At 56.1% G+C, this 25,965-nt stretch carries 27 protein-coding genes; 14 read left to right on the top strand and 13 right to left on the bottom strand.

Annotation, left to right across the window (positions count from 1 at the left end; translation table 11 throughout):
* The first annotated feature begins 71 nt into the window (after nucleotides 1–71).
* The 3 genes from rpsI to CA54_RS05685 all read left to right on the top strand — a co-directional run bounded on the left by rpsI (nucleotide 72) and on the right by CA54_RS05685 (nucleotide 3,149).
* Nucleotides 72–626, top strand: coding sequence for a 30S ribosomal protein S9 (gene rpsI, locus CA54_RS05695; RefSeq protein WP_146372285.1), 555 nt, complete (start codon nucleotides 72–74; stop codon nucleotides 624–626).
* A gap of 467 nt (nucleotides 627–1,093) precedes the next feature.
* Nucleotides 1,094–2,458, top strand: coding sequence for a magnesium transporter (gene mgtE, locus CA54_RS05690; RefSeq protein ID WP_146369865.1), 1,365 nt, complete (start codon nucleotides 1,094–1,096; stop codon nucleotides 2,456–2,458).
* A gap of 223 nt (nucleotides 2,459–2,681) precedes the next feature.
* Nucleotides 2,682–3,149 (top strand): hypothetical protein, encoded by a 468-nt coding sequence (locus CA54_RS05685; RefSeq protein ID WP_146369864.1) that lies wholly within the window; start codon nucleotides 2,682–2,684, stop codon nucleotides 3,147–3,149.
* A 15-nt stretch (nucleotides 3,150–3,164) separates the two neighbouring features.
* Here the strand turns inward: CA54_RS05685 and CA54_RS05680 are convergent, their stop codons facing one another.
* The 5 genes from CA54_RS05680 to nth all read right to left on the bottom strand — a co-directional run bounded on the left by CA54_RS05680 (nucleotide 3,165) and on the right by nth (nucleotide 6,475).
* A complete protein-coding gene (locus CA54_RS05680; RefSeq protein ID WP_146369863.1) occupies nucleotides 3,165–3,380 on the bottom strand; it encodes an RNA-binding S4 domain-containing protein in 216 nt (71 codons plus the stop codon).
* Between the two features lie 58 nt (nucleotides 3,381–3,438).
* Entirely contained in the window at nucleotides 3,439–3,921 is a 483-nt protein-coding gene (ruvX, locus tag CA54_RS05675; RefSeq protein WP_146369862.1) for a Holliday junction resolvase RuvX, read from the bottom strand.
* A complete protein-coding gene (locus CA54_RS05670; protein WP_146369861.1) occupies nucleotides 3,905–4,984 on the bottom strand; it encodes a mannose-1-phosphate guanylyltransferase in 1,080 nt (359 codons plus the stop codon). Before CA54_RS05670 ends, ruvX begins: the two co-directional genes overlap by 17 nt.
* A gap of 197 nt (nucleotides 4,985–5,181) precedes the next feature.
* Nucleotides 5,182–5,589, bottom strand: coding sequence for a DUF5658 family protein (locus tag CA54_RS05665; protein WP_231962975.1), 408 nt, complete (start codon nucleotides 5,587–5,589; stop codon nucleotides 5,182–5,184).
* A gap of 211 nt (nucleotides 5,590–5,800) precedes the next feature.
* Nucleotides 5,801–6,475 carry an endonuclease III gene (gene nth / locus CA54_RS05660; RefSeq protein WP_146369860.1) on the bottom strand — a complete coding sequence of 225 codons (675 nt, stop codon included), beginning with the start codon at nucleotides 6,473–6,475 and terminating at the stop codon, nucleotides 5,801–5,803.
* Nucleotides 6,476–6,625: 150 nt separating this feature from the next.
* On the opposite strand from nth, the gene CA54_RS05655 reads away from it, so the two are divergent.
* The 3 genes from CA54_RS05655 to folE all read left to right on the top strand — a co-directional run bounded on the left by CA54_RS05655 (nucleotide 6,626) and on the right by folE (nucleotide 8,395).
* Nucleotides 6,626–7,024: a DUF309 domain-containing protein gene (locus CA54_RS05655; protein ID WP_197532222.1), complete on the top strand. Its 399-nt coding sequence runs from the start codon at nucleotides 6,626–6,628 to the stop codon at nucleotides 7,022–7,024.
* Complete coding sequence (locus CA54_RS05650) at nucleotides 7,021–7,683, top strand: LON peptidase substrate-binding domain-containing protein (RefSeq protein ID WP_146369858.1); 663 nt, start codon at nucleotides 7,021–7,023, stop codon at nucleotides 7,681–7,683. The genes CA54_RS05655 and CA54_RS05650 overlap by 4 nt, the downstream gene beginning before the upstream one ends.
* Nucleotides 7,684–7,822: 139 nt before the next feature.
* Nucleotides 7,823–8,395, top strand: a complete 573-nt coding sequence (gene folE / locus CA54_RS05645; RefSeq protein ID WP_146369857.1) for a GTP cyclohydrolase I FolE — start codon at nucleotides 7,823–7,825, stop codon at nucleotides 8,393–8,395.
* Between the two features lie 28 nt (nucleotides 8,396–8,423).
* Here the strand turns inward: folE and CA54_RS05640 are convergent, their stop codons facing one another.
* The 4 genes from CA54_RS05640 to CA54_RS05625 all read right to left on the bottom strand — a co-directional run bounded on the left by CA54_RS05640 (nucleotide 8,424) and on the right by CA54_RS05625 (nucleotide 13,279).
* Nucleotides 8,424–8,876, bottom strand: a complete 453-nt coding sequence (locus CA54_RS05640) for an aminoacyl-tRNA deacylase (RefSeq protein WP_146369856.1) — start codon at nucleotides 8,874–8,876, stop codon at nucleotides 8,424–8,426.
* A gap of 318 nt (nucleotides 8,877–9,194) precedes the next feature.
* Nucleotides 9,195–10,751 carry an Nramp family divalent metal transporter gene (locus CA54_RS05635; RefSeq protein WP_146369855.1) on the bottom strand — a complete coding sequence of 519 codons (1,557 nt, stop codon included), beginning with the start codon at nucleotides 10,749–10,751 and terminating at the stop codon, nucleotides 9,195–9,197.
* 366 nt (nucleotides 10,752–11,117) lie between these two features.
* Nucleotides 11,118–12,422 (bottom strand): homoserine dehydrogenase, encoded by a 1,305-nt coding sequence (locus tag CA54_RS05630; RefSeq protein ID WP_146369854.1) that lies wholly within the window; start codon nucleotides 12,420–12,422, stop codon nucleotides 11,118–11,120.
* Nucleotides 12,423–12,607: 185 nt separating this feature from the next.
* Nucleotides 12,608–13,279 carry a metal-dependent transcriptional regulator gene (locus CA54_RS05625; protein ID WP_146369853.1) on the bottom strand — a complete coding sequence of 224 codons (672 nt, stop codon included), beginning with the start codon at nucleotides 13,277–13,279 and terminating at the stop codon, nucleotides 12,608–12,610.
* 412 nt (nucleotides 13,280–13,691) lie between these two features.
* Here CA54_RS05625 and CA54_RS05620 point away from each other — a divergent pair, with 412 nt between their 5' ends.
* The 5 genes from CA54_RS05620 (at nucleotide 13,692) to CA54_RS05600 (ending at nucleotide 19,575) form a co-directional block, all read left to right on the top strand.
* Entirely contained in the window at nucleotides 13,692–14,609 is a 918-nt protein-coding gene (locus CA54_RS05620) for a metal ABC transporter solute-binding protein, Zn/Mn family (RefSeq protein ID WP_197532221.1), read from the top strand.
* Nucleotides 14,610–14,668: 59 nt separating this feature from the next.
* Entirely contained in the window at nucleotides 14,669–15,535 is an 867-nt protein-coding gene (locus CA54_RS05615) for a metal ABC transporter ATP-binding protein (protein WP_231962973.1), read from the top strand.
* Nucleotides 15,532–16,833: a metal ABC transporter permease gene (locus tag CA54_RS05610; RefSeq protein ID WP_146369851.1), complete on the top strand. Its 1,302-nt coding sequence runs from the start codon at nucleotides 15,532–15,534 to the stop codon at nucleotides 16,831–16,833. Before CA54_RS05615 ends, CA54_RS05610 begins: the two co-directional genes overlap by 4 nt.
* Nucleotides 16,834–17,017: 184 nt before the next feature.
* Nucleotides 17,018–17,995: a metal ABC transporter permease gene (locus CA54_RS05605; protein ID WP_146369850.1), complete on the top strand. Its 978-nt coding sequence runs from the start codon at nucleotides 17,018–17,020 to the stop codon at nucleotides 17,993–17,995.
* Between the two features lie 134 nt (nucleotides 17,996–18,129).
* Entirely contained in the window at nucleotides 18,130–19,575 is a 1,446-nt protein-coding gene (locus tag CA54_RS05600; protein ID WP_146369849.1) for a DUF1501 domain-containing protein, read from the top strand.
* Between the two features lie 111 nt (nucleotides 19,576–19,686).
* Here the strand turns inward: CA54_RS05600 and ftsY are convergent, their stop codons facing one another.
* Together ftsY and CA54_RS05590 are read right to left on the bottom strand one after the other, a co-directional pair.
* Nucleotides 19,687–20,628 carry a signal recognition particle-docking protein FtsY gene (gene ftsY / locus CA54_RS05595; protein ID WP_146369848.1) on the bottom strand — a complete coding sequence of 314 codons (942 nt, stop codon included), beginning with the start codon at nucleotides 20,626–20,628 and terminating at the stop codon, nucleotides 19,687–19,689.
* Between the two features lie 301 nt (nucleotides 20,629–20,929).
* Complete coding sequence (locus CA54_RS05590) at nucleotides 20,930–21,979, bottom strand: DNA adenine methylase (protein WP_146369847.1); 1,050 nt, start codon at nucleotides 21,977–21,979, stop codon at nucleotides 20,930–20,932.
* A gap of 379 nt (nucleotides 21,980–22,358) precedes the next feature.
* Between CA54_RS05590 and CA54_RS05585 the strand changes: the two genes are divergently transcribed.
* The gene (locus CA54_RS05585) at nucleotides 22,359–22,610 is read left to right on the top strand and encodes a hypothetical protein (protein WP_146369846.1); all 252 of its coding nucleotides are present in this window, start codon (nucleotides 22,359–22,361) and stop codon (nucleotides 22,608–22,610) included.
* A 64-nt stretch (nucleotides 22,611–22,674) separates the two neighbouring features.
* Here the strand turns inward: CA54_RS05585 and CA54_RS05580 are convergent, their stop codons facing one another.
* Together CA54_RS05580 and CA54_RS05575 are read right to left on the bottom strand one after the other, a co-directional pair.
* Complete coding sequence (locus tag CA54_RS05580) at nucleotides 22,675–23,301, bottom strand: carboxymuconolactone decarboxylase family protein (RefSeq protein WP_146369845.1); 627 nt, start codon at nucleotides 23,299–23,301, stop codon at nucleotides 22,675–22,677.
* A 130-nt stretch (nucleotides 23,302–23,431) separates the two neighbouring features.
* Nucleotides 23,432–23,974, bottom strand: coding sequence for a peroxiredoxin (locus tag CA54_RS05575; RefSeq protein WP_146369844.1), 543 nt, complete (start codon nucleotides 23,972–23,974; stop codon nucleotides 23,432–23,434).
* 435 nt (nucleotides 23,975–24,409) lie between these two features.
* On the opposite strand from CA54_RS05575, the gene CA54_RS05570 reads away from it, so the two are divergent.
* Both CA54_RS05570 and CA54_RS05565 read left to right on the top strand, forming a co-directional pair.
* The gene (locus CA54_RS05570) at nucleotides 24,410–25,534 is read left to right on the top strand and encodes a mandelate racemase/muconate lactonizing enzyme family protein (RefSeq protein WP_146369843.1); all 1,125 of its coding nucleotides are present in this window, start codon (nucleotides 24,410–24,412) and stop codon (nucleotides 25,532–25,534) included.
* Nucleotides 25,535–25,575: 41 nt separating this feature from the next.
* Entirely contained in the window at nucleotides 25,576–25,932 is a 357-nt protein-coding gene (locus CA54_RS05565) for a four helix bundle protein (protein WP_146369842.1), read from the top strand.
* Nucleotides 25,933–25,965: the final 33 nt, after the last annotated feature.

Here is a 25,965-nt window from a genome sequence, read left to right as displayed (position 1 = left end):
ACGAAGTCAACGAAACTCCGGAAATGACTCCGCAACCGACTGAGGGACTGGTTCCCCAGCCGACCGAGGAAATGGCGCCCCAGCCGAGTGGCGGTTTGCCGACTCCGGCCGCTGAAGAACCGGCGACGGAAACTGAATCCTTAGCTGCAGGGTTGAACTTGGGAGGCGAAGCGGACGAAGCGGGTGAGGAAGCCGAAGTGATTGCGGCTCCCGTCGTGATTCGCGGACACCTCGACAAGTTCGGCGTGGCCTGGGGAACAGGTCGCCGGAAGTCATCGGTCGCCCGCGTCCGGGTCCGTGAAGGCAACGGAAAAGTGACCATCAACGGCCGTCCGCTGGATGAGTATTTCCATGTCGAACGTGATCGTCACACAGTGGGTGCTCCGCTGGATGCAACGAACATGACCGATTCCGTCGATGTGATCGTCAACGTTAAAGGGGGCGGGACGACCGGTCAAGCTGGGGCCATCATGTTGGGAGTGGCACGTGCCCTGCAGGTGATGAATCCTGAACTCCACGAGACATTGAGTGCCGGACACTACCTGACACGTGATAGCCGGATGGTGGAACGCAAAAAATACGGATACAAAAAAGCCCGCAAAAGCTTTCAGTTCTCCAAACGTTGATCAGCCATATTGCCTTCTGGTCATTCGCACAGGGCTGTGTCTAACCAGAATGCCATTCTGCTTGCTTGGTCCCCTGATCAGAATTACTGGGGCGTGCAGCAGAGCGGCGACGATCAGGAACAAGAAATCACCGAACCCCCCGTTGGATTTACTCCGCCGGGGGGTTTTTTGCAAACAGTTCTGACTTGCCATTGTGCATGGCAGCTGCCGAACTGATGTGGTTTCGTTCGTACTGCGCGAGTGAATATCGACCAGCCCCACGACTCGCCGGTCGAGAAAGAATGCGCTGGTATGGTGGTGGGAATGAGGTTGCTGGATTCGATGGCCGTTTGGTTTGCGAGCAGATTGGAATGGGGCGTCGCGGTTTTTGGCGGCGTTCATTCCCGAGTAAACGTGTAGAGAGACACCCTATTGCCAGCACACGGTTCTACCGTCGGCATCAATGACCGGGGTTGAGGAGGCTTGTTATGTACAATCCACTGCTGTTGCCCGAAGTGCGGGAGATGTTGGATTCCGGTGACGATGCCGGCCTGATTGAATTCTGCACCGCCTTGCACCCGGGCGTGGTGGCCGAGGTCATTGAAGGGCTGAGTAACGAAGACATCTGGCGCGTGTTGTCGCATTGCGACGTGAATAGCCGCGTCCAGATTTTCACCTTCTTCGATTTGCCTAAGCAAGAAGACCTCGTAACCACGACGGACCGCAAACGGGTGTCGGCGCTGCTGGAAGAAATGGCTCCCGACGACCGCGTTGACCTGCTGGAACGCCTCGATCCCAAGCACGTGGATTTGTTATTGCCGCTCATCGCACAAGCGGAGCGTAGCGACATTCGCAAGCTGCTGTCGTATCCGGAAAACAGCGCCGGTTCGATCATGACGACCGAATATGCGTCGCTGCCTCAGGAAATCACGGTTGAAGAATCCTTGCGGCGGCTGCGGCGCATCGCGCCGGATCGAGAGACGATCTATTACGTCTACGTACTCGATGACCAACGGCATTTGCATGGGTTTGTTTCATTGCGACAATTGATTCTCGCGAAACCCGAAGCGATCGTGGCGGACATCATGGATCACGACGTGATCTCGGTGAACGTCAGCGATGACCAAGAAGATGTCGCCAGCATGTTGGGGCGCTATGACCTGTTGGCGATCCCCGTTGTTGATGACCACAATTGCCTCGTGGGCATCATCACGCACGACGACGTGATCGACGTTATTCAAGAAGAGGCAACCGAAGACGCGCATCGTGCTGGTGCTGTGGAACCGTTGGAGGACAGCTACCTCTCCACGCCGATTTTGACCATCACTTGGAAACGCGGCATTTGGTTGTTGTTTTTGTTCACGGTCGCCCAAGGAATTTCCGTGGTCGTGGACAGTTATAAAGAGATTTCTGAACACGTGGAATGGATGGGAACCTTCATTGCGCTGGTGATTGCCACCGGAGGGAACGCCGGTTCGCAATCGGCGGCGCTGGTCATTCGTACGCTGGCATTAGGCGAGGCGGGGCCGTCGGATTGGTTGCGCATCGCAGCCCGCGAAGCAGCAATGGGGCTCATGTTTGCAGTCGTGTTATCCACGCTCGGATTTTTCCCTGCCTGGGGACTACAAGGCTGGGATGCGGCGATCATCGTCTCGGCAACCGTGGCCATTATGGTGATGTGGGGCTCGATGATCGGCGCCATGCTGCCGATTGTGTTTAAGAAAATCGGCATGGACCCGGCCCTCATTTCCAACCCACTCGTGGCCGCGATTGTCGATTTCACCGGCATCTTGGTGTACTACGAATTCGCCCAATTTTGGCTCACACCGGTCGTCGAAACACTCCCGCACTGATTATTTCGAACCGATTCAGTTTGCCGCGCCGTGTGCCATTCGTCAAATCGGCCGCACATGGTACCCGTGCTTCTCGCGGCGCGCCCCAGCCAATCATGGCCGGGCCACTTTGGGGTAAACCGGGCTAGCCTGCTCTCTTAGAATCCGATATCGTTTGAAATTATAAGTTGTCCGAAACCCAAGCATCGTCTTGACGTTCCGTTGCCCCGATATTTCGATCGTTATGCCTTTCAACGACATCGGCAAATTCGTTGGTCGCTATTTCCAGGTTCTTGCCTGGCTGTCGATCATCTCGATGATCGTCTCGCTGATTTTCTTTGACTACTTCGTCTTCGAATTCGACCTCAGGTTCACGTTCATATTCATCCTGCTCTTCTGGGCGGCTCATCACCTCATCCGGCACAATGCTACCGCCCGTAATTGGACGATCGGCATCACGGGTTTCTATGTCGCTTTAATCATCTTGACGCTGCTTTTTGCGTCGCTCGTCGGTACAGAAGGCATGAGTGTCACTCTCGACGGTCGAATCATCGAGAACCCTTCGATTGGTCAAGTTGCCACAGTCGCAATGCCAGTTCTCCTCCTAGTTGGTATGCCGTTGGGATTGCTGTTAACACCAAAAGCGCGCCGAGAATTCGGCGTGGTGGGCGGACCTCTCTCGGCCGATGAAGCGTCACAGACTTGCCAGTAGCGTTGTCACGCGCCGCTATTCTTCGTCGTCGGAGGTAATGACGTATTCTTCCCCCTCGGCAATCACGCGGTCGCCGGGGCGGAGTTTGCGACGGCGACGTGTTTCGACTTCGCCATTGACGGTGATTTGTCCGGCTTGAATCAATACCTTGGCCTGTCCCCCCGTTCCGGCAGCACCGGATAATTTTAAAAATTGGTCCAGGCGGATCGTATTATCATCAGTGTCTGTCATGGCTGTCCGCGGATCGTTTTGATCGCGTTCCCGGGGTCAAGGATTCAGTTCCGCTGGTTTACAAACTTTGTGGGGCGGCCGTGCGGTCGTCGCTATCGAGATAATTTTGCAGCATGATTTGGGCAGCGACCATGTCCATCCGCGCTTTGCGTTTTTTGTTCGACAGATCCGCTTCGTGCAGATACAACTCGGCGATCAACGACGTATGCCGTTCATCCCAGTAGCGCACCGGCAGTTTGGTTAAATGGCTCAGCCACTTGCCGAAGTTGCGGGCCTGCCGCGATTTTTCGCTTTCGTCGCCGCTCATGTGCACCGGCAAGCCAATAACAAGTCCTACCACGCGGTATTCGTTGGCGATTTTTGATAGGAACTCGCCGTCCAACGGTTTTGTCCGCCGGTTGTAATTCTCCAGCGGACTGGCGATCGTTTGTTCCGGCGTCGAAATAGCGACGCCGATCCGCTTGGTCCCAAAATCGATGCCCAACAAACGCCCCTCAACGGGATACGTGCCTGCCGTGGGGGGATCAGAGGAAGCGGTCATAGCCCCGTTCCTCGATCAAGGCCACCAATTGTTTGATTGCATTTTCGTCATCTTTGCGGGCGACTAACGTGGCATCGGGGGTGTGTACGATCACACAGTCCTCCATGCCGATCGTGCCAATCAGATGTTCTTGTTCCGTTGAGCGAATGATGCAACCGGTTGTGTCGACGCCGCAATGCGGAGCATCAATTACGTTTCGGTTCTCGTCAGCCCCCAGCAACCGCTCCAAGGCGTGCCAACTCCCGACATCATCCCATTCAAACGGCGCTTCCAAAACCGCTACGTTCTCGGCATGTTCCAACACCGCATGATCGATAGAAATGGATGTCATCTGCGGGAACTCACGGTGCAGTGCCGCATCTTCATCGGGCGTTCCCAGCGATTCTCGCAACGTCGCCAAACGCCGCGAGATATTGGGTTGTTGAGCCTCCAAGGCTCGCAAGATGGCGTCGGCGCGCCAGACGAAAATTCCACAATTCCAGTAATAGCAGCCGGCGTCCAGAAATCCCGTTGCTGTCTCACGGTCCGGCTTTTCACGAAACGAAGCAACCTGATAGGCATCGTCCGCATCGTCGGTGAAGGATCCACCACGTTCGATGTAACCGAATCCGGTCGACGGAAACGTGGGGGGGACGCCAAACAGCACAAAGGTGTCGGGAGAATTCGCGACGACGTCGGTCGCGCGTTGGACCGCTTTTTGAAAGGTCTCCGTGGGGCGAATGACATGATCGGCCGGCACGACCAACATCACCGCATCGGGGTCTTGCCGCAACAGGTGAATAGCGGCCAAGCCGATGCAGGGTGCGGTATTCCGCCCGCATGGTTCGACGAGGATGTTCCCACGCGGGACGTCGGGCAATTGCGCCGCGGTCGCGTCAGCTTGCACCGCGTTGGTAACAACCCACGTTTGCTCAGGCGAAATGAGCGGGGCGTTGCGGGCGCTGGTCTGTTGCAACATCGTTGTCTCACCTGCCAATGGCAGAAGTTGTTTCGGCAGCGTCTTGCGGCTTTGGGGCCAAAAACGAGTCCCGCTCCCACCGGCCATCACGACTGAATGTAGCACGGCTACGTGTCTTTCTAAATGCGATTGATTCAAATATCAGCGAGGTCAATTGGGGCCAAGCGACCGGTGCAAGTATAGCGGCCCATGGAGTTCGTGGGCAGGCTGTTTGCATCGTTGAGCAGGTGATTCTTGGTTCGCGAAAATTGGAAGGCGGCTCTCTCACCTTGTGTTCCCGATTACAGTCGGAAACCGCCGACTTATCCAAAGGGATTCGGCACGGCTGAGGAATACCGGACCAGCAACGTAAAGCTATAAATCACGACGCATGCGACCAAGGCGGTGGCAAAATAGAGGATGCGGCGGGCGATGTCTTCGCGTTTGAGCGCGATGATCTGACACAGAACCGCCACAAAGGCCACCATCACAAATTTGAAATAGACTAAGCCCCGCGGGCCCCAATGATCGAGAAAAAATCTAGCGATCGGATTCGATTCGACAAAGCCGTCGGCGTGGTACTTATTCAACAATATCCAAGTCATCACCACATCCAGCGCGCTGGCGACTACAAACAGTAACGTTTCTCGCTCCAGCGGAATTTGACTTCCCAACAACCGTTTCGTGGGCGACAAGGTGTTGTCGTCTTGTTCTTCTGTTGTCTCATCCATTACCCGCTCTCCCCCCGGCGGTGCATTTCATCAGACAAGAGCGTGTTGATTCCAATGACGCTCTTCATGAGATTACAAACTATCCGATTCGCCTGAATTTCGCCAGATGATTTTGACGTGCTCCGCCGTTGCGGGTTAAACGTGGGACGGAGCGATGGGCGAAAGGTAGGTGGTGATTTCCAAGTCTTGACCGATCCGAATTCGCACAGTTTTAATTGAGCGGCGGCAAGCCGGTGCGGTCGCAGCACTTGAGCAGGGGGCATTCCGGGCATTGTGGACGGCGGGCGATGCAGATTTCGCGTCCCAGAAAAATCAACCGGTGCGGCGTTTCGATCCAACTCGATTTGGGCAACAACCGCGTCAGGTCCCGTTCGATCTGATCGGGATTCGTTTTTTTGGTCAGCCCCAACAGACGGCTGATGCGTTTGACGTGCGTGTCGACGACAAATCCGCTGGGGATGTCAAATGCATTTCCCAAAACCACGTTGGCCGTTTTACGACCGACACCCGGCAATGCCGTCAATTCCTCCAATGTCTGAGGAACTTCGCCGTCATGTTCTTCTACAAGCGCCTTGGCCATGCCTCGCAGGTTGGTGGCTTTGGCGCGAAAGAAGCCCAGTGAATGGATGATCTTCTCCACCTGTTTCTGCGACGCGCCGGCCAGGGCTTCAGGGGTGGGGAACTTGTCGAACAACTTCGGCACGACCATGTTCACCCGTGCATCGGTGCACTGGGCTGAGAGAATCACCGCCACCAGCAATTGAAAGGAGTTGTCGTGCTTCAGGCTGCACTCAGCCACGGGATATTTCTTCTTCAAGGCACGCAGGATTTTGCGGCCTTGTTGCTTCCGGGCAACATCGCTGCCGGTAGATTCGGACTTGGGCATAATTTCTCCGGGCTTGTCCTCACAACGGCCATGGACAATGCCAGGGGAACGCGTTTAGACTCGATATTTGGAAGTGACTGGATTATGGAAATGACCGGTCGGCGCACAACCCCTCAGCCCTCACCCCTGAGCATATCGGAGCACGAGGCTATGGACGGGCCGCACGAATATCCCCCAAAATACCTGGAAGGGTTACGGCTTTTCAATGACGAAGAGTTTTTCGCCTGCCACGATGCCCTCGAGGAAATCTGGACTGAGACGGTCGGTGCGGAGAAACAGTTCTACCAGGGACTGATTCATGCCGCTGTGTCGCTGTTTCATTTCGAAAACGGCAATCTGGGCGGCGCGCGAAAAATGCACCGGTCGTCGTTGAACTACCTCGAACCATACGGCAAACATTATCAAGGCATCGACGTCGAAACCTTGGCGGCCCAATTGTGGTTTTGCTTTCAGGAACTTCGCGCAGCCACGGATCCCTCGGCGGATTTGCAACTCGATCGGACTTTGATTCCGAAGATACTGATTCCAACATCGATTGAAGAATTATGACGCATACGACGGATAATGACGTGGACAAGATGGGCGGCACACTACCGATTTTCGCGCAACCCCACTTCGTGCTATTCCCCGGGACGTCGCAGATCATTGCCGTCACCACAGAACCGCTCCGGCAACTGGTGGCTGATGTGCTTCGCGATCAAGGACTGTTGGCCGTTTCGCTGTGCTCGGCGGTTGACGATTTTGTCTGTGTGGCGCGGATTGTCACTCCCATGTTTTTTTCGCCGGCGGCGAACTGCATTCACATTCAGGGCGTCTGTCGCGCACAGATCAATTCTCGGCATCCGGCGGACGACTTGTCTCAGCGGGCGACGATCACCGCGCGGCCCGATCACTACGCCATGACACCCGTCATCGATCGTCACCGTCGCCATGAGGAATTGTTGGCTGCATTTCGCGAGTTGTTTCCGCACATCCTGCGCAACGATCTGTTCCAACTGTGGGCAGGCGACCAGCTTACCTTGGGTGAGTTGTGTGACCAGCTTGCCGACCAATTACCCCTTGCACCTTCCCACAAACAATCAATGTTGGCAGAACCGAATGTCGACCTGCGCAGCGATTTGTTGCTCGCCCAATTGCGCGAATTGCTCCGCGGACAAAGGGAAGCCACGATCGAGCAGTCAGCGAATCCACAATTCAGCGTGAATTGATCGGTTTGGCTAGGGATGGTCCACTGTGACGTCATTGAGGTTTGAGGTTTCAATCGCCGATGATTGACCGTCGCTGGGGCAACACGTAGAATCCCGTTGCTTTTCTCTCACACATTTTTGCCTCCCAGACGGTCGATTCATGGAACACGGACCTGTTGATTTGCCTCGTATTGAGCGCGCGGTGCGCGAAATTTTACTCGCAGTCGGAGAAGATCCCGACCGGGACGGGCTACTCGAAACGCCCGCCCGTGTGGCACGCATGTATAAGGAGCTGTTTTCCGGTCTGCATTCCGAACCGGGGCGGCATCTGGAGAAGGTCTTCGAGGAAAAGTACGACGAACTCGTGCTGGTTCGCGACATTACTTTCAACAGCACCTGCGAACATCATCTGCTGCCATTTTTGGGAGTCGCCCACGTTGGCTATCTACCCAACGGCCGTGTCGCCGGGCTGAGCAAGTTAGCCCGTGTGGTGGACGAGATTTCCCGAAAACCGCAGGTGCAAGAACGGATGACGCATCAAATCGCCGATTTGCTCAACAACGAGCTCGACGCCAAAGGGGTGGTCGTGGTCTTGGAAGCGGAGCATACCTGTATGTCGATCCGCGGCATCCGCAAGCCGGGCGCATTGACTGTCACCAGCGCCGTCCGCGGGCTGTTTAAGTCCAATCCTCCCAGCCGGGCGGAGGCGATGGCGCTGATCAATCGCAAGTAACCCCGCCCCCGCGCTAGGCAACGAGTGCTCAATAAGAAAACCGGCCTTTGATCGGGTGTTCTAAGGTGTCGTAATCCTCGAAGCGCATGCGGATCGCCTCTGCGTGGGATTGGTTTTCAAAGACGATCTCTTCATCCTCCGCCAACGAACTGTCCATCAACGTGGGAACGTCATAGAGACTGCCGAAGGGGGGCATGGCTCCTGGTTCACAATCGGGAAACATGTGGGCGATTTCATCTTCGCTCGCCATTTCCACATTCTCTTCACCCAGACGGCGGCGAATGCGTTCCATGTCGACATAGTGGGTGGCCGGCAATACGACCAGCACATAATCGCCTCCACTACGCAACAGCACAGACTTGGCGACCTCTTTGCCGGGAATGTGCAGCACCTGTGCCATGCGATTGGCTGTAAAAGTAGGCCGGTGCTGCAGGGATTCGAAGTGAACATGACGGCTGGAGAGCATTTCATCGATTCTCATGGTCTTTGCTCCTGACGATGGGGATAGCGACGACTTAAAAACGCAGCGGTCAAAGAATTTGATCGTGCGGTGATTGCCGAAGGCGAGAGAAAAGCGGGCCAATCATCAGTCGGTCGCCAGGAGTTTCTTACCCAGCCGCATCGGACATTATACCTGGCCAGTCGTAGGAATTCCAGATGTTAAATTCGGGAGCGAGTGTGGAATCGTGTCATTCTCGTTCCCAAACTCCATTTGGGAACGCCCCTTCACGAAGCTCCGCTTCGCTAGACACAAAGAACGACTCGCCGAGTCTGAGTTTTGTTGAACAGGATTCCTGATCTAGTCTCCATCCGCCCTAGTCCCGCGCAGCCGTCCCCGTAGCATAAACGCCAATCCCCAGGCCACCACGACCACCAAGCACAACCCGCCCAGCGCAATCCAGCGAGAATCGTGGTCCCAGTACCCTTTGACTCCCAGCGCCAAAAACACCACCGCCGCAAACAGATTCAACAGCCACAGCCAGGTTGGCATCCGTAGCATGCGCGGCAAAAAGCGGTGGTCCATCCAGGGATTAAGTAGGCACAACAGTCCGCACAGCAACACACCGGTAAAGAGGTTGGCTGGTGTCATCACCACCAACAATGCCCGCGGTTTATCGGCTCCGCCGCTGGTGGTATAAAAATATTGCCATGTCAACACGCCATAGGCAATCAGAGCGCACCAAGCCACCGTGTAGGATTTCAATCGCCGCTGATGCTGCACTGCCCAAGCATCGTTGACGCTACGAGCCATCTCGTTGAGGACCGTATGGGCGACTTCCAATGTACCGTACAGCGTACCGAGCATCGTCAAAAACGCCCCGGCCACGTACAACGGTAAAAGGACAGGACTGAGGCCGACGACGAATTCCGCCTGCAGGTTCAGCAAGTTCTTTTCGTCGGGGATCTTGTGTTCGGGAGCGAGGATAATTGTGCCCGAAGCCACGAACACCGCGCTGAATGCAATCACGATGATGAAACTGATCGAACAGTCGATATACGGCGCCCGCAACCAGCGGCGGACGGCGTGGTTGGGATCGGCGGCGATTGTTTCCAACCTCTGCCGCGTAGCGGGAGCAGTCCCGGCGTTGCCCCACCGTTTTTCTCGTAGAAACGAAGTATAGGCTAGATAGTCATAGCCCGCTCCGCCGATGACGCCGACATAGCGCGTCGTCTCGACCCAGACAGGTTGCGTGGCGATTTTGGGGTACTCACCAATCCAGTTGGGATATTCGTAAGCCGACGGAATGACCGCCCCTTTGAGCAGCGCCCACCAGTCGGGGCTGTAGAGGACTAAGGAGATCCCAGCACAGATGATCAAGGCGGCGACGATCGCCAATTGCACGCGTTCGAGCACCGTATATCCCTCAGTGGCGGACAACAGCAACAGTCCGGAGAGAATGGCCGCTCCCCAAACGAAATCGGCGCCGCCGTTAAACATCGCTTCGGTTCCTGAAACCCAAGAGGTCAAGTTGCCCAACACGCCGCTATGAAAGCTGACCCAGATGGGAATGCAGACGGCAGCCAAAATAAAGAAAGCCATCGGTGCCCAACCGCGGGGACCGGGAAGGTCCATCATCCGCTGAAAGGGATGCACACCGGTGAGTACCATGTGCCGGGCTGTTCCGAGCACGAGTCCCCACTTGAGAATGGAAATCACCACGAACAGAAACAGGATGTTGTAGCCGAACAGCGCGCCGCCGCGGGTGGAGAAAATCAGCTCGCCAGTTCCAATGGTCAACGAGGCAATGATCGCGCCCGGTCCAAAAACCTTGATCCACGATAACGGATTGCCGGACAACAACATGGGCGGAGCCGATTGTGGCGGACCAGGCGTGACGTTGAGAGCTTCGGACATGGGTTGCTCGTTTCTCATCCAGCAGTAAATGGCATGTTGGGTGGTGCAGAGAACCACCCTAAACCGCCGCGGTCGGCAATTCAAGAAATGTCCCAGAACACGCTGCCGCTGGATTTGTGATGCCGCGAGTCACGTTTTTAGCGGATTTTGAAAAAGTTTTCCGATTTCTTTGTAACAAATCGCGGTGGGTTACGCTGGCAAGAGTGTCGAGAGAAATAACGAGCACAAAACCGCCCACCCATCCCTGCCCAAAGCCCGGTACGAGACAAGTGTTGTGTTGTGTGTGTGTGAACAGCGGGTGGCCATCGCGCCGCCCGCTGTTTTTGTTGCCTAGAAGGGGGGCGGCCCTGCGCTGAACGTTCTCCGCTATTCGGCGACGCGCATGCGTATGCAGGGGGATAGTAGCGACTTGAGTTGGTTCAACTCCGCTTCAGCGGCGCGCATTTGGCCCTCGGTTGCGCGGTGTGTCATGATGAATACCGGGACAACGGAGTTCTTACTGGATTCCACTTCCGGGCTCTCATGCTGGACTACCGAAGCGATGCTGATTTCGTGACGGCCCAGAATATCGGTGATGTCTGCCAACACGTGGGGACGATCCAGAGCGTTAAAGCGTAGATAAAACTTGCTGAGGATTTTGTCCGTCGGTTGGACACGAAACGTCGTCCGCCCGCCGAAGAGGTCCAGCGTGGGAAAGGTCAGTTGTGACCGGCCGACTGCCATGTCGACAATATCGGCTAGAACCGCGGAGGCGGTGGGAAGCTGCCCGGCGCCTTGCCCGGAGAACCAAGTTTCCCCGACGACATCGCCGGTGACTTTCACAGCGTTAAAGACGCCTTGCACATCTGCCATCGGCAAATTATTACGGACCAACGTCGGCGAGACATGCATCTCCAGTAGGTTATCCACCAGCCGCGCGACCGCGAGTAGCTTCACCATGTAGCCAAGTTCGGCGGCGCATTTCAAATCTTCCAACGTCAGTGTATCGATTCCGCTGCAAGGAAACTCTGCGACGGCGGCACGGACACCAAAGGCCAATTGGCTAAGGAGCACGAGTTTTTGTGCGGCATCGGTACCGTCGACATCCATCGCAGGGTCCGCTTCGGCGTAGCCCAATTCTTGCGCCCGTCGCAAAGCCTGTTCATAGGTCTGATTCTTATCGGCCATCTCGGTGAGGATGAAATTACTCGTCCCATTGAGGATGCCCGAGAGCGAGGTGATTTGATTCCCGGCCAGCGCGCTGCCAAACGCGGCAATAATCGGGATGCCACCAGCGACGGAAGCCTCGAAGGCGATCGACCGTCCTAATTCCCGGGCGCGGGTGAACAACTCGTCGCCATGTTCGCACAACAGCGCCTTGTTGGCGGTGACGACGTCTTTTCCTGCGGTGAGCAGGGCCAACATGATTTCACGTGCCTCTCCGGTTCCCCCAATCAATTGCACAGCCACGTCGATTTCCGGATCGTCAATGACATCCTGAACTCGATCGGTCAAGATTTCGGCGGGCAAATCCACGTCGCGTTTTTTCGTCAGATCGCGGACCGCGACCCGCTGTAGAACAATCGGACGTTGCGCGCGGCGTTCAATGCGGTCGGGGTGCTGGGTGAGGATCTTGGCGACGCCCCCGCCCACGGTGCCCAATCCAATCATGCCAATTTTCAAAGGAGTCATACGTTGCTTTCTGTCGAATCCGTCAGCCGCTCGATTTCGATTGTGATTTTCTGTTGAGTCGTCGTTTCAAAAACCGTTGGACGCATCCCGTTGACACTGATCTGCAAGTTTCCGGAATAAGTGTAAGCGGGTTTTGAACTGGTTCTCGGTGCGGGTTTGTGAACGCTTTTTAATACGGCCCACGATCATTCGTCGCTCACGCGTTCCACATATAACATCTCGGCGGCCGCTTGGCCCAATGTGACCAGTTTTTCCTGCATTTGTACTGCGACAATGTCACCCGCGTCGCTGTTTTCCTGCACCGTGCCAACAGCGCCCAGTGCCATTCCGTTATCGGCGAGGTACCTGAGAAACTCCGGTTGCTGGTTACGGACACGGATAATACGAACTGTGTCACCCGTGTCGCTATCAGACAACGGCAGACCGCAGTCCTCCCCGGTCAAAGTCCCATCGGCAGAGGGAATCGGATCGCCGTGCGGGTCGACCTGCGGTCTCTCCAAGTATTCGTCGATACGATCAATCAATTCGTCGCTCACGGCATGTTCCATCCGCTCGGCTTCGTCATGGACCTGATCCCAGGTCAACTCCAAGGTGCGGACCAGAAACAATTCCAATAATCGATGTCGCCGCAACATCCGCACGGCCAACATCCGGCCCTGCTTGGTCAGCTTGACGCCGGAATACGGTTTATAGTTTGCCAAACTGCTGTCGGATAGCGTCTTGAGCATGCTGGTCACTGTGCCGGGCGAGACGTTCAGCGCGGTGGCGATTTGACCGGTCGACGCCCATTCCGAATCGGCTTCGATGCAGATTTGCAGGACGGTTTTGAGATAGTTTTCGACAGTCAAACTGGGCATAGGGCCGATCCGTGATTTTGGTTAATCAAAAAATTAGTTTGCGTCGATATTGACTTTGTTCGTGGTCGATGAGAAAATATATTGAACCGGGTGCAAATTCTCAGCGGACGCCTGCGTTTCGTCTTACCGATTGTATGCGGAGATTCGCCCCTTTGCTATTCGCATCGGTCGGCAATTGAGGGGGTGGGTGTTTTTCTCCGCCTGCCAATTCGCCCGTTAACCAAACATTCTCTTTAGCGGAACAATCGCGGCTGAGACGCGCGCCGAATTTTGCGATTTTCCGCATGACCCCTGTATTGGGTGGCCATGTCACCGGACTGTACCAACTATGTCTCTCCACAGTAATTCAACCAGGAATTTGCTGAATCGCCTGCGAACAATCTCCACAACTGCATTGTGCAGCTGGTCATTGATGCTTCTGCTGGCCGGGGGGCTATCGGGCTGTTCGTCCGATGCGAAAACCAGCGAGGTCGCGGGAGGGAAGTCGGCGCCGAAATACAAAATCCTAGCGACGACGCTCATGATCGCCGACGCTGCTCAGCGGATCGCTGGCGAGGAGGTCCAAGTCGAATGGCTGATGGGGCCGGGAGTGGATCCGCACCTGTATCAGCCGACGGCCAAGGATCGCATCAAACTGCAATCGGCCGACGTGATCTTGTATCAGGGACTGCACCTGGAGGGGAAAATGGTCGACACGTTTGAGTCGATCGCAAAGCAAGGGCGCACGGCTGTCGCGGTTTCACGCGACATCCCCGAAAGCGAATTGCTCTCCTGGGAAGGCGGCTTGCACGATCCGCACGTCTGGCATGATCCAAAATTATGGAAACAATGCGTGCAAACAATGCTGGAGACGTTGATTGCTCAGGATCCCGAATACGCATCCGCGTATCGCGAGCGAGCGGCCGCGTACGTGGCCGAACTGGACGAGTTAGACGCGTTTTGTAAACAGCGCGTCGCAGAGATTCCCCCTGAACAACGTTGGTTGATCACCAGTCACGATGCGTTTCACTACTACGGTCGCGCGTACGGATTTCAGGTGGTGGGGATTCAAGGGATCAGCACCGAGAGCGAAGCGGGGCTGAAGGCAATCACCGACGCTGTCGATTTGATCAAAACACACAAAATCGGGGCAATCTTTCCCGAGACCAGCGTGCCACAGGCAGCGATCAACCGCGTGGCCCACGACAGCGGAGCCAAATTGGGGCCGGAATTATATTCCGATGCTTTAGGGGGTGTCGGTTCCGGTGCGGACACGTATGTCGGTATGATTCAGGCAAACACCAACAGTGTGGTCGACGGCCTGAAGACTCCTTCCGTCAGCGTGAAATGACTTGGATGGGGTCATCCTCGTTACGGATCGATATTCCTAACGAAAGGCCATTGATTCCGATGTCTCCGGTCGAAAGTTTGATGCACGCGATGACACAACCCCGCGCCAATCCGCCGGTAGATTCCGACGCCCTACCTGCGCAGGACAAGGCGTCCGGGAATTCCCCTGTGCCGGAGGCGTCTCCGCTGCCACTTGAGGTTCGGGACCTAACCGTCAGCTACGATCGTAAAGCGGTGTTGTGGAACGTGAACCTGGACGTGGAGGCGGGCCGGATTGTGGGGATCGTTGGCCCCAATGGTGCGGGGAAAACGACGTTGATCAAAGCGATCATGGGTTTGCTGCCGCAGCAAGCGGGAACGGTGCTCATCAATGGCGGTCCGTTACAAAAACAGCCGGGCGCGATCGGTTATGTGCCGCAACGCGAATCGGTCGACTGGGATTTTCCGGTCACGGTGCACGATGTGGTGATGATGGGCACCTACGGCCGCCTGGGTTTGTTCCGGCGTCCGGGACGTCGGCAACGCGAATTGTGCGAGCAGTGCTTGCAGCAGGTGCAGATGTTGCCGTTCGCGCACCGTCAAATCGCCAACCTGTCGGGCGGACAGCAGCAACGGGTCTTTTTGGCTCGCGCTTTGGCGCAGGAAGCCATGATCTATCTCATGGACGAACCGTTTGCAGGGGTGGATGCGGTGACTGAATCGGCGATCATTGATTTGCTACGCAAGCTCCGCGACAACGGCCGCACGATACTCGTCATTCACCATGACCTGCAAACAGCGACCGAGTATTTCGACGAGATCCTCTTGCTGAACCGTCGCGTCGTTGCCTATGGGCCGACTAAAGACGTCTTCACAACAGAAAATCTCCGCGCGACCTATGGCGGACGATTAACCGTCATGCCCGATACCGTAGGCGGCGAGACATGAACACCGCATTCTCCCTCGCAGCTTCGCTGGGCGGCGTGGTGGCGGCGTCCGACTTTGGCACGCAAATGCGCCGCTTTTGGTCGCTGGAAGATCCGTCCGTGCGTACGGCGATCCTGGGCACGTTGTTGTTGGGGATGACCTGCGGCTTGTTGGGAAGTTTCGTTGTGTTGCGGCGGTTGTCACTATTGGGGGACAGCTTGGGACATGCCGTGCTCCCGGGGATCTGCGCCGGATTTTTGGTGACGATGACCAAAGACATTCGCTGGATTTTCACTGGTGCCGCTCTCTCCGCCATGTTGGCCGCCGGCGTGATTGCGCTCATTCAACGGCGGACGCGACTCAAACAAGACGCCGTGATGGGGTTGGTCCTCTCGGGCTTTTATGGATTGGGCGTGGTGATGCTTACGCGATTGCAGAATTCTTCCTCGGGAAATCAGAGCGGGTTAAATCGATTCTTGTTCGGCCAAGCCAGCGCCATCTCGACGGAAGAACTGAAGATCATGGCTGTGCTCGCCGGGATCGTGCTTGTGGTCGTGTTGTTGGCCTATAAGGAACTGGCGGCCACCAGCTTTGACGAAGAGTTCGCCGCTGCCTGCGGAATTCCGGCGCGGGCGATTCACTATCTGTTAATGATGCTGGTCGCGATTGCGATTGTGATATCGATCCAAGCGGTAGGAATTGTTTTGCTGTCGGCGATGTTAATCACCCCGGCGGCGACTGCGTATTTACTCACCGATCGTTTGAAAGTCATGATCCTGTTGTCCGTCATGTTCGGCGCGGTGGCCGGTGTCGCGGGGGCCAATATTAGTTTTCTGGAGAGTCATTTACCGACCGGTCCGTTTATCGTAGCGGTCTTGACGTTGTTTTTCGTCGCCGCATTTTTCTTCAGCCCACAGCAGGGTTTGCTCACGCGATTGCATCGTCGGCACCGCCGCCAACGACAGACACTGGCCGATCAACTCGTCCGCTTATTGCATGTCGGTACTTCCTCGCAGGCGCAAAGCATCGAGAAATTGGCGCAAGAGATGCATACCTCAGACTCTCAAGTCCGCAAGGCGGTCAATTTATTACGCGGCGATGGGCTCGTGAAAACCGATGCAGGCGGATTGCAATTGACCACGATCGGCCGGGAATACGCTGAGATGTTAGATCGCAATGCAAAGTTATGGGAGTTGTTCTTGGCGCAGGAAGGAACAATCGCCGACGTCCCGTTTGACCCCGATACAGACGACATCGAACAGGTGCTCGGTGTGGATTTGAAACGACAGTTGGAGGGGCAGTTGAATGGCGTGCATTAGTACGGGGGAAGAAGTGGCCGGTGGCCAGTGGCTAGAAAAAGGGGGGGCTCGTTCGGTATGCACTAGCAAACAGCCAGCCGTCGCCAATCCAACAGTCTAAGGTCTACAGCCTACAGACTGAATACGCGGGATTCCGAGACCCGCACCGAATCTGTCCAACGGAATCGTAAATGACCATACAGCAATGAACGTTTCTTCACTCATACCGCCGTTTGATTTTCAGGACCACGTCGTCGGACTGTGGGCGTCGCCGGATATTGCGGTGGGGACGGCTTGGACGATTGCGGCGGCCTGCTTGGTGGCGATTGCCTGTGGATTGTTGGGCTGTTTTTTGATCGTGCAGGGATTGGCACTGATTGGCGATGCGATTAGCCATACCGTTCTGCTGGGCATTGTGGTGGCATTTTTGCTTACGGGGCAATTCAGCGGACCGGCGATGTTTGTCGGTGCCGCGGTAACGGGAATTCTGACGGCTGTCTTGATCGAATTCATCCATCGGCATAGCCGCGTGAAACAGGATGCGGCTATTGGGATTGTGTTTTCCTCGCTGTTCGCCCTGGGGGTGATTCTGCTGAGTACAATGGCCACGCACGCCCATATCGATGCCGACTGCGTGCTGTTCGGCAAGTTGGATACAATATCGTTTGATAAAATGGCAGTGGCGGGATTCATGATTCCCGTGTCCGTCGTACAACTCTTGATTGTGACGGCGGCGGTGATGTTGATGATCGTGCTGTTTTACAAAGAACTGTTGGCAGCGGCATTCGACCCGCAATTGGCCGCTGTGCTGGGGTTGCGTCCCCGCGTGGTGCAATACGGATTGATGGGCATGCTGTCGCTGACCGTCGTCAGTTCCTTCACAGCTGTGGGAGCGATTTTGGTCGTGGCGATGATGATCGCGCCACCGGCAACTGCTTACTTATTGACCAAACGGCTGCCGGTCATGCTTTTGCTGTCTGCACTGTTCGGCGTGACCTCGGCCGTACTCGGTACGCATCTCGCGTTTTGGTTGGACGCCTCGACGGCGGGAGCCATGGTCTGCGTCGCTTGCGGGCTATTTACGCTGTCGTTTTTATTCAGCCCCAGCCAAGGTTTGATCGCGGGGAGTTATCGGCGACATCAAATGAAAGGGAGTGCGGAAGAACCACAATTTGCGCCGTAGGGGAGTTTGTACGCCGCCTTTGTGTTTCCGCGTCCAAGGCCTCGACGCAGAGGTATTAGGTTGGATTGTCACTGAGTCCTCGGTTAGAATCGCAAGTCGCATTGTTCCACACGTCTGTGACTGGAGACGCGACGATGATCACCATGCTGGGAAGCCCGCGACGTTGTTGTGATGGCCTTACCCGTCGCGAGACACTAACCGCCGGCGCATTGACGGCTTTGGGCGGAATTGGTCTGCCGCAAATGCTGCAGGCAACCGAAGCAGGACAGGTCCGTCCGGCGAAGGCCAAAAGCGTCATCTTGCTGTATCTGCTGGGCGGAGCGGCGACGCAGGATATGGTCGATCTCAAGCCGGAAGCTCCACAAGAAACTCGCGGGGAATTTCAACCGATTCCCACGAACGTGCCCGGCATCGATGTCTGCGAGCATTTACCCAAGCTGTCGCAGTGGATGCACCGGATGGCAATCATACGGTCGGTGAACCATAAGGCGGGCTGCCACAACTGTTTGCCCAGCTATACCGGTTGGGAAGTGACACCCAAAGATCAACACCCTTATCCGACCGACCCGCCCAGCATGGGGTCCGTCTGCGAATACCTGAAACAACAGCGCGGTCCGGCGGCGCCGGGCGAGTTTCCGGATTACATGTATTTGCCCTGCTACCTCGGATGGGGTCAGGCATTTCGGCGGGGCGGCCCTTATGGCGGCTTTCTTGGTAAGCAATTTGACGCTCTGACAACGGAATGCCAACCATTTCGAGACGAGTCAATTCCCGCTCCGGTCGCCGGTAAGCCGCAAACCGTGCTCGGCAAACCGGAGCTACCGAATAGCGTGCTTGAAAAGGATATCACCATCGACCGGCTCAGCGCGCGGCGGGGGTTGCTGCAGCAAATCGATGCGCAATTGCGGCGGCAAGAGTCGCGGGGAGATGCTGGCCAATTCGGTCGCTATCAACAACGGGCGTTCGACATCCTGACCTCGTCGCGTCTCAAAGCAGCATTTGACGTGATGACCGAAGACCCCCGCACGTTAGATCGCTATGGACGGACGTTATTCGGACACAGCACATTGATCGGCCGCCGCTTGGTAGAACAAGGGGTTCGCTTCGTTAATGTGACGTGGGACCTGTTCTGGGATCGGATCAAAATCGATTACGATGCCTGGGATACGCACACAAACAATTTCGCGATTCTCAAAGAAAATAAACTCCCCACCTTCGATCAGACTTATTCGGCGCTGATGGAAGATTTGGATTCGCGCGGATTGTTGGATGAAACTCTGGTGGTGGTGATGAGTGAAATGGGACGTACACCGAAAATCAACGGACGCGCAGGTCGCGACCATTGGACGTATTGTTATTCTGTGATGCTGGCCGGTGCCGGCATTCGTGGCGGCACGGTGTACGGCGCTTCCGATGCACAGGCAGCCTTCGTTAAAGATGCGCCGGTCAGTACCTCGGACATTTGCGCCACGATTTATGAATGCTTGGGGATCGACCCGGAAATGCGGGTCAATGATCGCGGCGGCCGACCGGTGGAAATTGCCCATGGTGGGCGGGCGGTGCGGGAGGTTCTGGCGTAATTTCTACAAGTCGTTTCAAAACCCTCTGACGCATCCCGCTGCCACTAATTTTCACGTTGCGAGAACAAGCGCAACCGGGTTTTGAAGCTGGGTTCTAAGGACTCGTCGTTGCTATGCGTCAATCAGCGCATCGACGAATGCATCGGGGGCGAAGAGTTGCAGGTCGTCGATTTGTTCGCCAACGCCGATGTATTTGACCGGCAGCCCCATTTCGCGGCGGATGGCGACGACGACTCCCCCCTTGGCGGTCCCGTCCAGTTTGGCCAATACGATTCCCGTGCACTTGACCGCTTCGGAGAAATTCTTGGCTTGGCTGATGCCGTTTTGGCCGGTCGTTGCATCCAGGACCAACAACACTTCGTGCGGGCCTTCGGGAATGACTTTTTGAATCACCCGCTCGACTTTGGACAGCTCGTTCATCAAGTTTTTCTGCGTCTGCAAGCGACCGGCGGTGTCGATGATTACCACATCGATTCCCTTTTCCACCGCAGCGGAGCAACCGGCATGGGCCACAGCGGCCGGGTCGGTGCCGTCCGGTTTGGTGACAATCTCGCAGTTCAGCCGCTCGCTCCACATCGTCAATTGTTCGACGGCGGCGGCTCGAAAGGTATCTCCGGCGGCTAGCAGGACGGTCTTACCCTGTTTTTGCAGAAAATTGGCGAGTTTAGCAATCGAGGTCGTTTTCCCCACGCCGTTGACCCCGGCGACCAGAATCACCGTCGTCCCTTCGGGACTCAGATTGAGGGGCGAAAGGGGATCCTCGGGATCCCATACGACGTCGTCTTCGCCGGTCAGCAGGCCTTTGAGCGTGTCTTTGACCGTCAGCCAGAGGGCATCGACATCAACGGTGCGGCCCAGGTGTTGTTTCCGCAATTCGTCGGTTATCGCTTGCGCGGCGACGACACCCATGTCGGTGGAAATCAAACGGGCATGAAACTGTTCGAGCTGCTCCTCGCCCAAAATCTCGCCCGCTTTGAACAAGTCGCGGACGTCGGTCGTCAGCAGGGCCTTGGTTTTGGCCAACCCTTGTTTGAATTTGTCAAAAAATCCCATCGATCCCCTCGTCCTCGTTTCCGCATTGCCTGTTTCGCGAAAATCATAGGTGTTCCGGCGATGCGCGACAAGCGAGGTGGATTTGGGGGAAACGAGTGGCCGGTGGCCGGTGGCCGGTGGCCGGTGGCCAGTAGGCGGTGGCCAGTAGGCAGTGGCCAGTAGGCAGTAGGCAGTAGGCGGTAGGCGGTAGGCGGTAGGCGGTAGGCGGTAGGCGGTAGGCGGTAGGCAGGAAAAATTGTGTGGGGGGGGACTTGCTTCCAAACCGACGGCTTTGCCGTCGCTATCGGCGCGATCGACCGGATCAGCGTCCGATTAGTAATACTTCTTGCGAGCGGTTGTTCTTTGAGAGTGCGTATTGGTAGCGACCTAACGGGATTTGTTCGACGCGCGATTTGTGACGCTGCAGCAGTGTTGTGAGTTCGTCGATACTGGGGATTCCATCGCTACGGTAGGAGACGACCAGAATCGACTCGGCGAAACGGGCGAAGAGGTTGTCGAAGGCGGTGTGGATTTGGCGGGGGTCGGTCCACGGTGAGCGGGCTCGGGTCAGTGGACGGTGTTTCCGCGTGTGGTCGATTTGCGACTCCCAATTCTTGTAGTCCACCAGACCTTCTAAAAAGTGATAGAAGTCACGGTAATCGACGCCGGTCCCGCGGCCGTTGATGTAGGGGGAATCGATGTAGACCAGGTCGAATTGACTGTTCACATCCAAGACATCCTCGCACGTTGCGCGGCATGCGACACCGCTGTCGAAGATCGTGGCATTGGCGGCAGCAGCGTGGCGGCGGAAATGGTCCTCAAACGGTTTGTCCCAGGTGGCTTTGTTCCCAAAGCTCCGCTGCACTTGCGCGGTGCGCATATAAAGGTTTCGGCGATGAAAGAGGTTATACGGCCGCTTGGCAATCGCCGCCTGAAACAACGCGTAATACGCCAGCGCCCGTTCGTTATCGTCGGCGATGTGCGGAAGATTCTGGGCGACGACATCCAGCCAACGATTTTCCTCGTCGGTAAAATAGATTCCCGCGAACGTCCGTTGAATCAAATCGTCATAGTCACGCCCCGGCTGGGGTTGCAAGAGAGCGTCGATCGTGTCGTCGGCGAGAAAGGTTCCCTGGTTTTCAATCAATGCTCGCAATGACAGTTGATTGGAACGCAGGTAATCGTTGGCGGTGACCTGTTTGCCCAAGCTCTTGAGTAGATAGGCGACCGAACCGGTTCCGGCGAAGGCGTCGAGCGCAGTTGTGAAATCCAGTTTGTCGAACTGGCAGCTCAGTTCCGGGAGTAGTTTGAATTTGCTCCCTTGATACCGCGTGGCTGGCGGGCGGCGGAGTGGTGTTTGTGTGGAATCCATTCGTGCCGCCGAAATCGATAGGTCTTACTCGGAGTCGCGTAACGACAGGCAGTATCCATTCGTGGGTACTGTTTTGAGATTGTCGTTGAGTTCTCAATTGTTGCAAGGGTAACGTTTCGGACATTGTGAATTTGGATGAGTTCATAGGCGACAATTATTGCGACGCCATGATCCGCTAAATAATTGAGATGGGATCTGTCGCGTCGGCGTTCGGCGAATGGAATGGATTTCGCCAGTAAATCTGCGGAGAGCGGCAGAATTTCTGCGGACTGCGGTTGGTTTGTACCGATAAGGTAATCCACGGGCTGAGAAAACCGCCCACGAAACACTCGACGGTCATCGCTCCACCCACACTCGCTGAAAGTATCAGGACATCGGCATGAACGAATCAACGCAGCCTTTGGTCTCGCCCCATTTCGCACTTGGCGATACGCCTCAGCCGCCGCAAGTCGACGCGCAGCCCACACAGGCAGAGGATGCGGAGATGCTGCGGCGAATCCAAGCTTGCGTCGATGCCTGTGAAGGGATCTCCACCCAAGAATTGGAAGAAGGCGTCGTGCAAGACATGCAACGCGTGCTGCGCGAAGTGGCCCCCATCATCGCCGAGTGGAGCCGCGAACAACAAAATTAGAAGCTGGCATTAGCAACGAGCGCTGAAGCAGTGGCACCCCATTCTGAGGCCGAATTCGAACTCGCTAGAGGGCAGTGGAATTCAAAAAGTCCGCGCCGGCGGCCATCGTGGCGGCGCATTGCACGGCTTCTAAAATCTGCTCGTCATTGAGCCCCAGTTGACGGGCTTTCTCGACATGGCCCGATGTGCACGGCTTGCAGCCGTTCATGTCGCTGATGGCGATGTTGATCAATTCCACCGTCGAGTCGTCCAACGTCGTATTGGCGAACGTGTGCGCGCGGAGTCCGACCGACATGCCGTTGAAGATATCGCTGCCGGCAATGTCGCGGAACTTGAAGAAGATGTTGTACATCCCACAGGTGGCAGCCACGGCAAGCACGTCGGCCACTTCCTGCTCGGTTCCGTCCAGCGACAAAATCCGCTCTTGCATGCGCTTTGTCCAGACGTCGTTCCCCTTGGTCACGCTGACCGCCAAGCCGATGATGGCTTTGGTTTTTTCGTCGAGCTTCCCAGCGGTCCACACGAACTTTTTGAAGTTCATGTAGAAGTCCTGCAGGAAAGCCGGTACGCCTCCGTAGGTCAAAAACGGTTCGGGGACCGTATCGCTGCCGAACATTTCCTTAATCCGGCCGTAGGTCTGCGCTGTTTTATCGACGGCGTCCGCTTCGGGTAACGGTTGGACGAGTGACATGAATTCGAGTCTCCCCTAGTCGTGGCTAAGCTACGAAAAACCGGCGGCCCGGTCATCTCCGCGCCGCCGGTTGTTGGATTCCAATGCAACTTCAACGTATCCGGCAAGCTGATGCCCACCGTTCATCGCGTTAGTTCAAAGTCGATTCGCCTTTGTTCCAATTGCAGGGGCAAAGCTTATCGGTCTGAAGAGCGTCCAAAACACGCAGCACTTCGGCGACGTTCCGGCCAACGCCCAGATCGTGAATGGCCAACCACCGCACGATGCCGTTGGGATCGATCAGAAACACGCCGCGGTAGGCGATGCCTTGATCGGCTTTCAGCACGCCGTAGTCTTCCGACATTTGATGCGTGGTATCAGCCAACATCAAGTAGTTGAGTTTGGCCAGATCTTCGTGGCTGTCGCACCAACCTTTGTGCGAAAAGGCGCTGTCTGTGCTGGCGGTCAAGACTTCGCAGTCGCGGTCTTGGAATTCACCCAATTCATTATTGAAAGCGACGATTTCGGTCGGGCAGACGAAGGTGAAGTCCAGGGGATAGAAGAACAAGCAGACCCACTTGCCTTTATAATCCGACAGTTTGATGTCCTGGAATTGGTCATCCGAGCCATCTTTGGTGCGGTCGTAAGCTTGGACAGAAAACTCGGGTGCGGGTTGGCCGACTTGAACGGTCATCGTAACGTACTCTCCTGAAGGTTAAATAGTGTCTATGATTCTCAAACGCGGCCGGCGCGGCCGCATGTCCCGACTGTACGTACAGACCGGGAGGGGACGTTTTTTCACAATCACGGGCAGCCGCCCGCGAATACTAGCGTTCACCGCCCGTCTTGAGCGATAGAGGCAGCGGTGGCAGGGTCGCCGGAGTGCATCACAGCACTCCAAACGGCCTGCAGGAAAGTATAGCCACCACGGTCGGGCTTTCAAGCGGTCAACTATATCCCCCGCCGCGACGGTCCATTATCCTGGTTCCGGTAGGTCATGCTGTGCATGACTGAGCTGGAATCGGGCTGAATCACTTTAGATTCGTCATGCACAGCATGACCTACGGCTGAACCTGATTCCTCGTTGTTCGACAGTTGAAAAACGCCTCATTTAGGAATCCTTAACGCTATGAAAATTGTCAAAGTCGAAGTCATTCCGCTGATTGGTGGAACTGTGGATGGGGGGTGGCCGCAGGGGCACGAGCCGGAAGAGGACCTCAATACGCTGATCGAGGTACAGACCGACGAGGGCATCACGGGCGTCGGAAGTTGTTTCACCTCCGGAAGTTTGGTTCAGGGAGCGATGAAACTACTCTGGCCGTTGCTCGACGGGGAGGCGGCCGTGGAGCCGGAACGAGTGACCGAGACCTTGCGGGAAGCGACATTTTGGCAAGGACGGGGAGGAGCGGTCGAGCACACGATTTCAGGACTGGACATCGCTCTGTGGGACATCATGGGCAAAGCTTGCGGACAACCGGTCTCGCGGCTATTAGGGGGCAATTATCGCACGCGGATCAAACCGTACGGTTCGATGTTGTTTGACGAGCCGGATGTGCTCCGCGACCAATTGGAGTCGACCGTGGCACGCGGGTTCCAGGCGATCAAACTCGGCTGGCGGCCGTTTGGCCGTCGCAATCGCAAATTCGACGAACTGCTGATCCGTACCGCCCGCGAGACTGTCGGCGAAAATGTGGAGCTGATGGTCGATGCGGGGGGCAGCGAGCAATTTTGGCCGCACGGACTGAACTGGGCCCGCGAAACAGCCAAGATGTTGGCCGACTATGGAATCGTCTGGTTCGAGGAACCGTTGCCGCCGGATGACATTGAAGGGCACATCGAACTGACGCGAACTTCCCCCGTGCCGATTGCCGGTGGCGAGGTCTTAACGCGCCGGCAATCCTTCATGCCGTGGCTCGAGCGGCGAGCGGTCGACATCATTCAACCCGATTCGACCAAAAACGGCGGATTGAGCGAAACCCGCCGGATCGCCTGGTGCGCCTACGACCACAACATCCAAGTCGTCACGCACGGCTGGAACACCGCCATCGGCTTGGCAGCGGACCTACAAATGGCCGCTGCCATGCCCGTCGCACGCTACGTCGAATACCTCACGCCGTGCGCCTACCTCGAAGAACTCACCGTCGAGCCCTTCACCCTCGACGCGGAAGGCTACCTAGAGATCCCGCAAGGACCTGGTCTGGGAGTGGAGTTAGACCACGAGCGGCTAAAAAGATTTCGCGTCAGCGAAATCTGAGGCTTTAGGCTGTAGACTATGGGCCTTAGGAAGGACTTTGCATGAGTGACCATACTAAGTTGAAGGCGTTTCACTTGGCGGATGAGTTGACTCTCGAGGTTTATCGAGTGACATCTCGGTTTCCGGATGATGAACGATTTGGCCTGACAAGTCAGATTCGGCGTGCGGCGGTTTCTATGACCTCCAACATCGTCGAAGGTTGTGCACGACTTTCAGAACGCGACTATCTACGGTTTCTCGACATGGCATTCGGTTCAGCCCGTGAGGTCGACTACCAACTTTCCTTAGCACACCGACTCAACTACATCACTCAACTCGACTATGATTCCCTAAGGCAATCCGCTCTAGAAACGTCCAAAGTCCTCGGCGGCCTCATTCGCTCTTTGCGTCCACGATAATAACTACAGTCTAAAGCCTAAAACCTACAGCCT

The sequence above is a fragment of the Symmachiella macrocystis genome (assembly GCF_007860075.1).
Classification (GTDB): Bacteria; Planctomycetota; Planctomycetia; order Planctomycetales; family Planctomycetaceae; genus Symmachiella; species Symmachiella macrocystis.
The sequence above is the reverse complement of the archived record's forward strand: the minus strand, read 5'-3'. Positions and strand labels throughout refer to the sequence as shown.

Coding starts and splice junctions, on each gene's coding strand:
- rpsI (WP_146372285.1), top strand. CDS start 72: ATGGCGCCCCAGCCGAGTGGCGGTTTGCCGACTCCGGCCGCTGAAGAA.
- mgtE (WP_146369865.1), top strand. CDS start 1,094: ATGTACAATCCACTGCTGTTGCCCGAAGTGCGGGAGATGTTGGATTCC.
- CA54_RS05685 (WP_146369864.1), top strand. CDS start 2,682: ATGCCTTTCAACGACATCGGCAAATTCGTTGGTCGCTATTTCCAGGTT.
- CA54_RS05680 (WP_146369863.1), bottom strand. CDS start 3,380: ATGACAGACACTGATGATAATACGATCCGCCTGGACCAATTTTTAAAA.
- ruvX (WP_146369862.1), bottom strand. CDS start 3,921: ATGACCGCTTCCTCTGATCCCCCCACGGCAGGCACGTATCCCGTTGAG.
- CA54_RS05665 (WP_231962975.1), bottom strand. CDS start 5,589: ATGGATGAGACAACAGAAGAACAAGACGACAACACCTTGTCGCCCACG.
- nth (WP_146369860.1), bottom strand. CDS start 6,475: ATGCCCAAGTCCGAATCTACCGGCAGCGATGTTGCCCGGAAGCAACAA.
- CA54_RS05655 (WP_197532222.1), top strand. CDS start 6,626: ATGGACGGGCCGCACGAATATCCCCCAAAATACCTGGAAGGGTTACGG.
- CA54_RS05650 (WP_146369858.1), top strand. CDS start 7,021: ATGACGCATACGACGGATAATGACGTGGACAAGATGGGCGGCACACTA.
- folE (WP_146369857.1), top strand. CDS start 7,823: ATGGAACACGGACCTGTTGATTTGCCTCGTATTGAGCGCGCGGTGCGC.
- CA54_RS05640 (WP_146369856.1), bottom strand. CDS start 8,876: ATGAGAATCGATGAAATGCTCTCCAGCCGTCATGTTCACTTCGAATCC.
- CA54_RS05635 (WP_146369855.1), bottom strand. CDS start 10,751: ATGTCCGAAGCTCTCAACGTCACGCCTGGTCCGCCACAATCGGCTCCG.
- CA54_RS05630 (WP_146369854.1), bottom strand. CDS start 12,422: ATGACTCCTTTGAAAATTGGCATGATTGGATTGGGCACCGTGGGCGGG.
- CA54_RS05625 (WP_146369853.1), bottom strand. CDS start 13,279: ATGCCCAGTTTGACTGTCGAAAACTATCTCAAAACCGTCCTGCAAATC.
- CA54_RS05620 (WP_197532221.1), top strand. CDS start 13,692: ATGCTTCTGCTGGCCGGGGGGCTATCGGGCTGTTCGTCCGATGCGAAA.
- CA54_RS05615 (WP_231962973.1), top strand. CDS start 14,669: ATGTCTCCGGTCGAAAGTTTGATGCACGCGATGACACAACCCCGCGCC.
- CA54_RS05610 (WP_146369851.1), top strand. CDS start 15,532: ATGAACACCGCATTCTCCCTCGCAGCTTCGCTGGGCGGCGTGGTGGCG.
- CA54_RS05605 (WP_146369850.1), top strand. CDS start 17,018: ATGAACGTTTCTTCACTCATACCGCCGTTTGATTTTCAGGACCACGTC.
- CA54_RS05600 (WP_146369849.1), top strand. CDS start 18,130: ATGATCACCATGCTGGGAAGCCCGCGACGTTGTTGTGATGGCCTTACC.
- ftsY (WP_146369848.1), bottom strand. CDS start 20,628: ATGGGATTTTTTGACAAATTCAAACAAGGGTTGGCCAAAACCAAGGCC.
- CA54_RS05590 (WP_146369847.1), bottom strand. CDS start 21,979: ATGGATTCCACACAAACACCACTCCGCCGCCCGCCAGCCACGCGGTAT.
- CA54_RS05585 (WP_146369846.1), top strand. CDS start 22,359: ATGAACGAATCAACGCAGCCTTTGGTCTCGCCCCATTTCGCACTTGGC.
- CA54_RS05580 (WP_146369845.1), bottom strand. CDS start 23,301: ATGTCACTCGTCCAACCGTTACCCGAAGCGGACGCCGTCGATAAAACA.
- CA54_RS05575 (WP_146369844.1), bottom strand. CDS start 23,974: ATGACCGTTCAAGTCGGCCAACCCGCACCCGAGTTTTCTGTCCAAGCT.
- CA54_RS05570 (WP_146369843.1), top strand. CDS start 24,410: ATGAAAATTGTCAAAGTCGAAGTCATTCCGCTGATTGGTGGAACTGTG.
- CA54_RS05565 (WP_146369842.1), top strand. CDS start 25,576: ATGAGTGACCATACTAAGTTGAAGGCGTTTCACTTGGCGGATGAGTTG.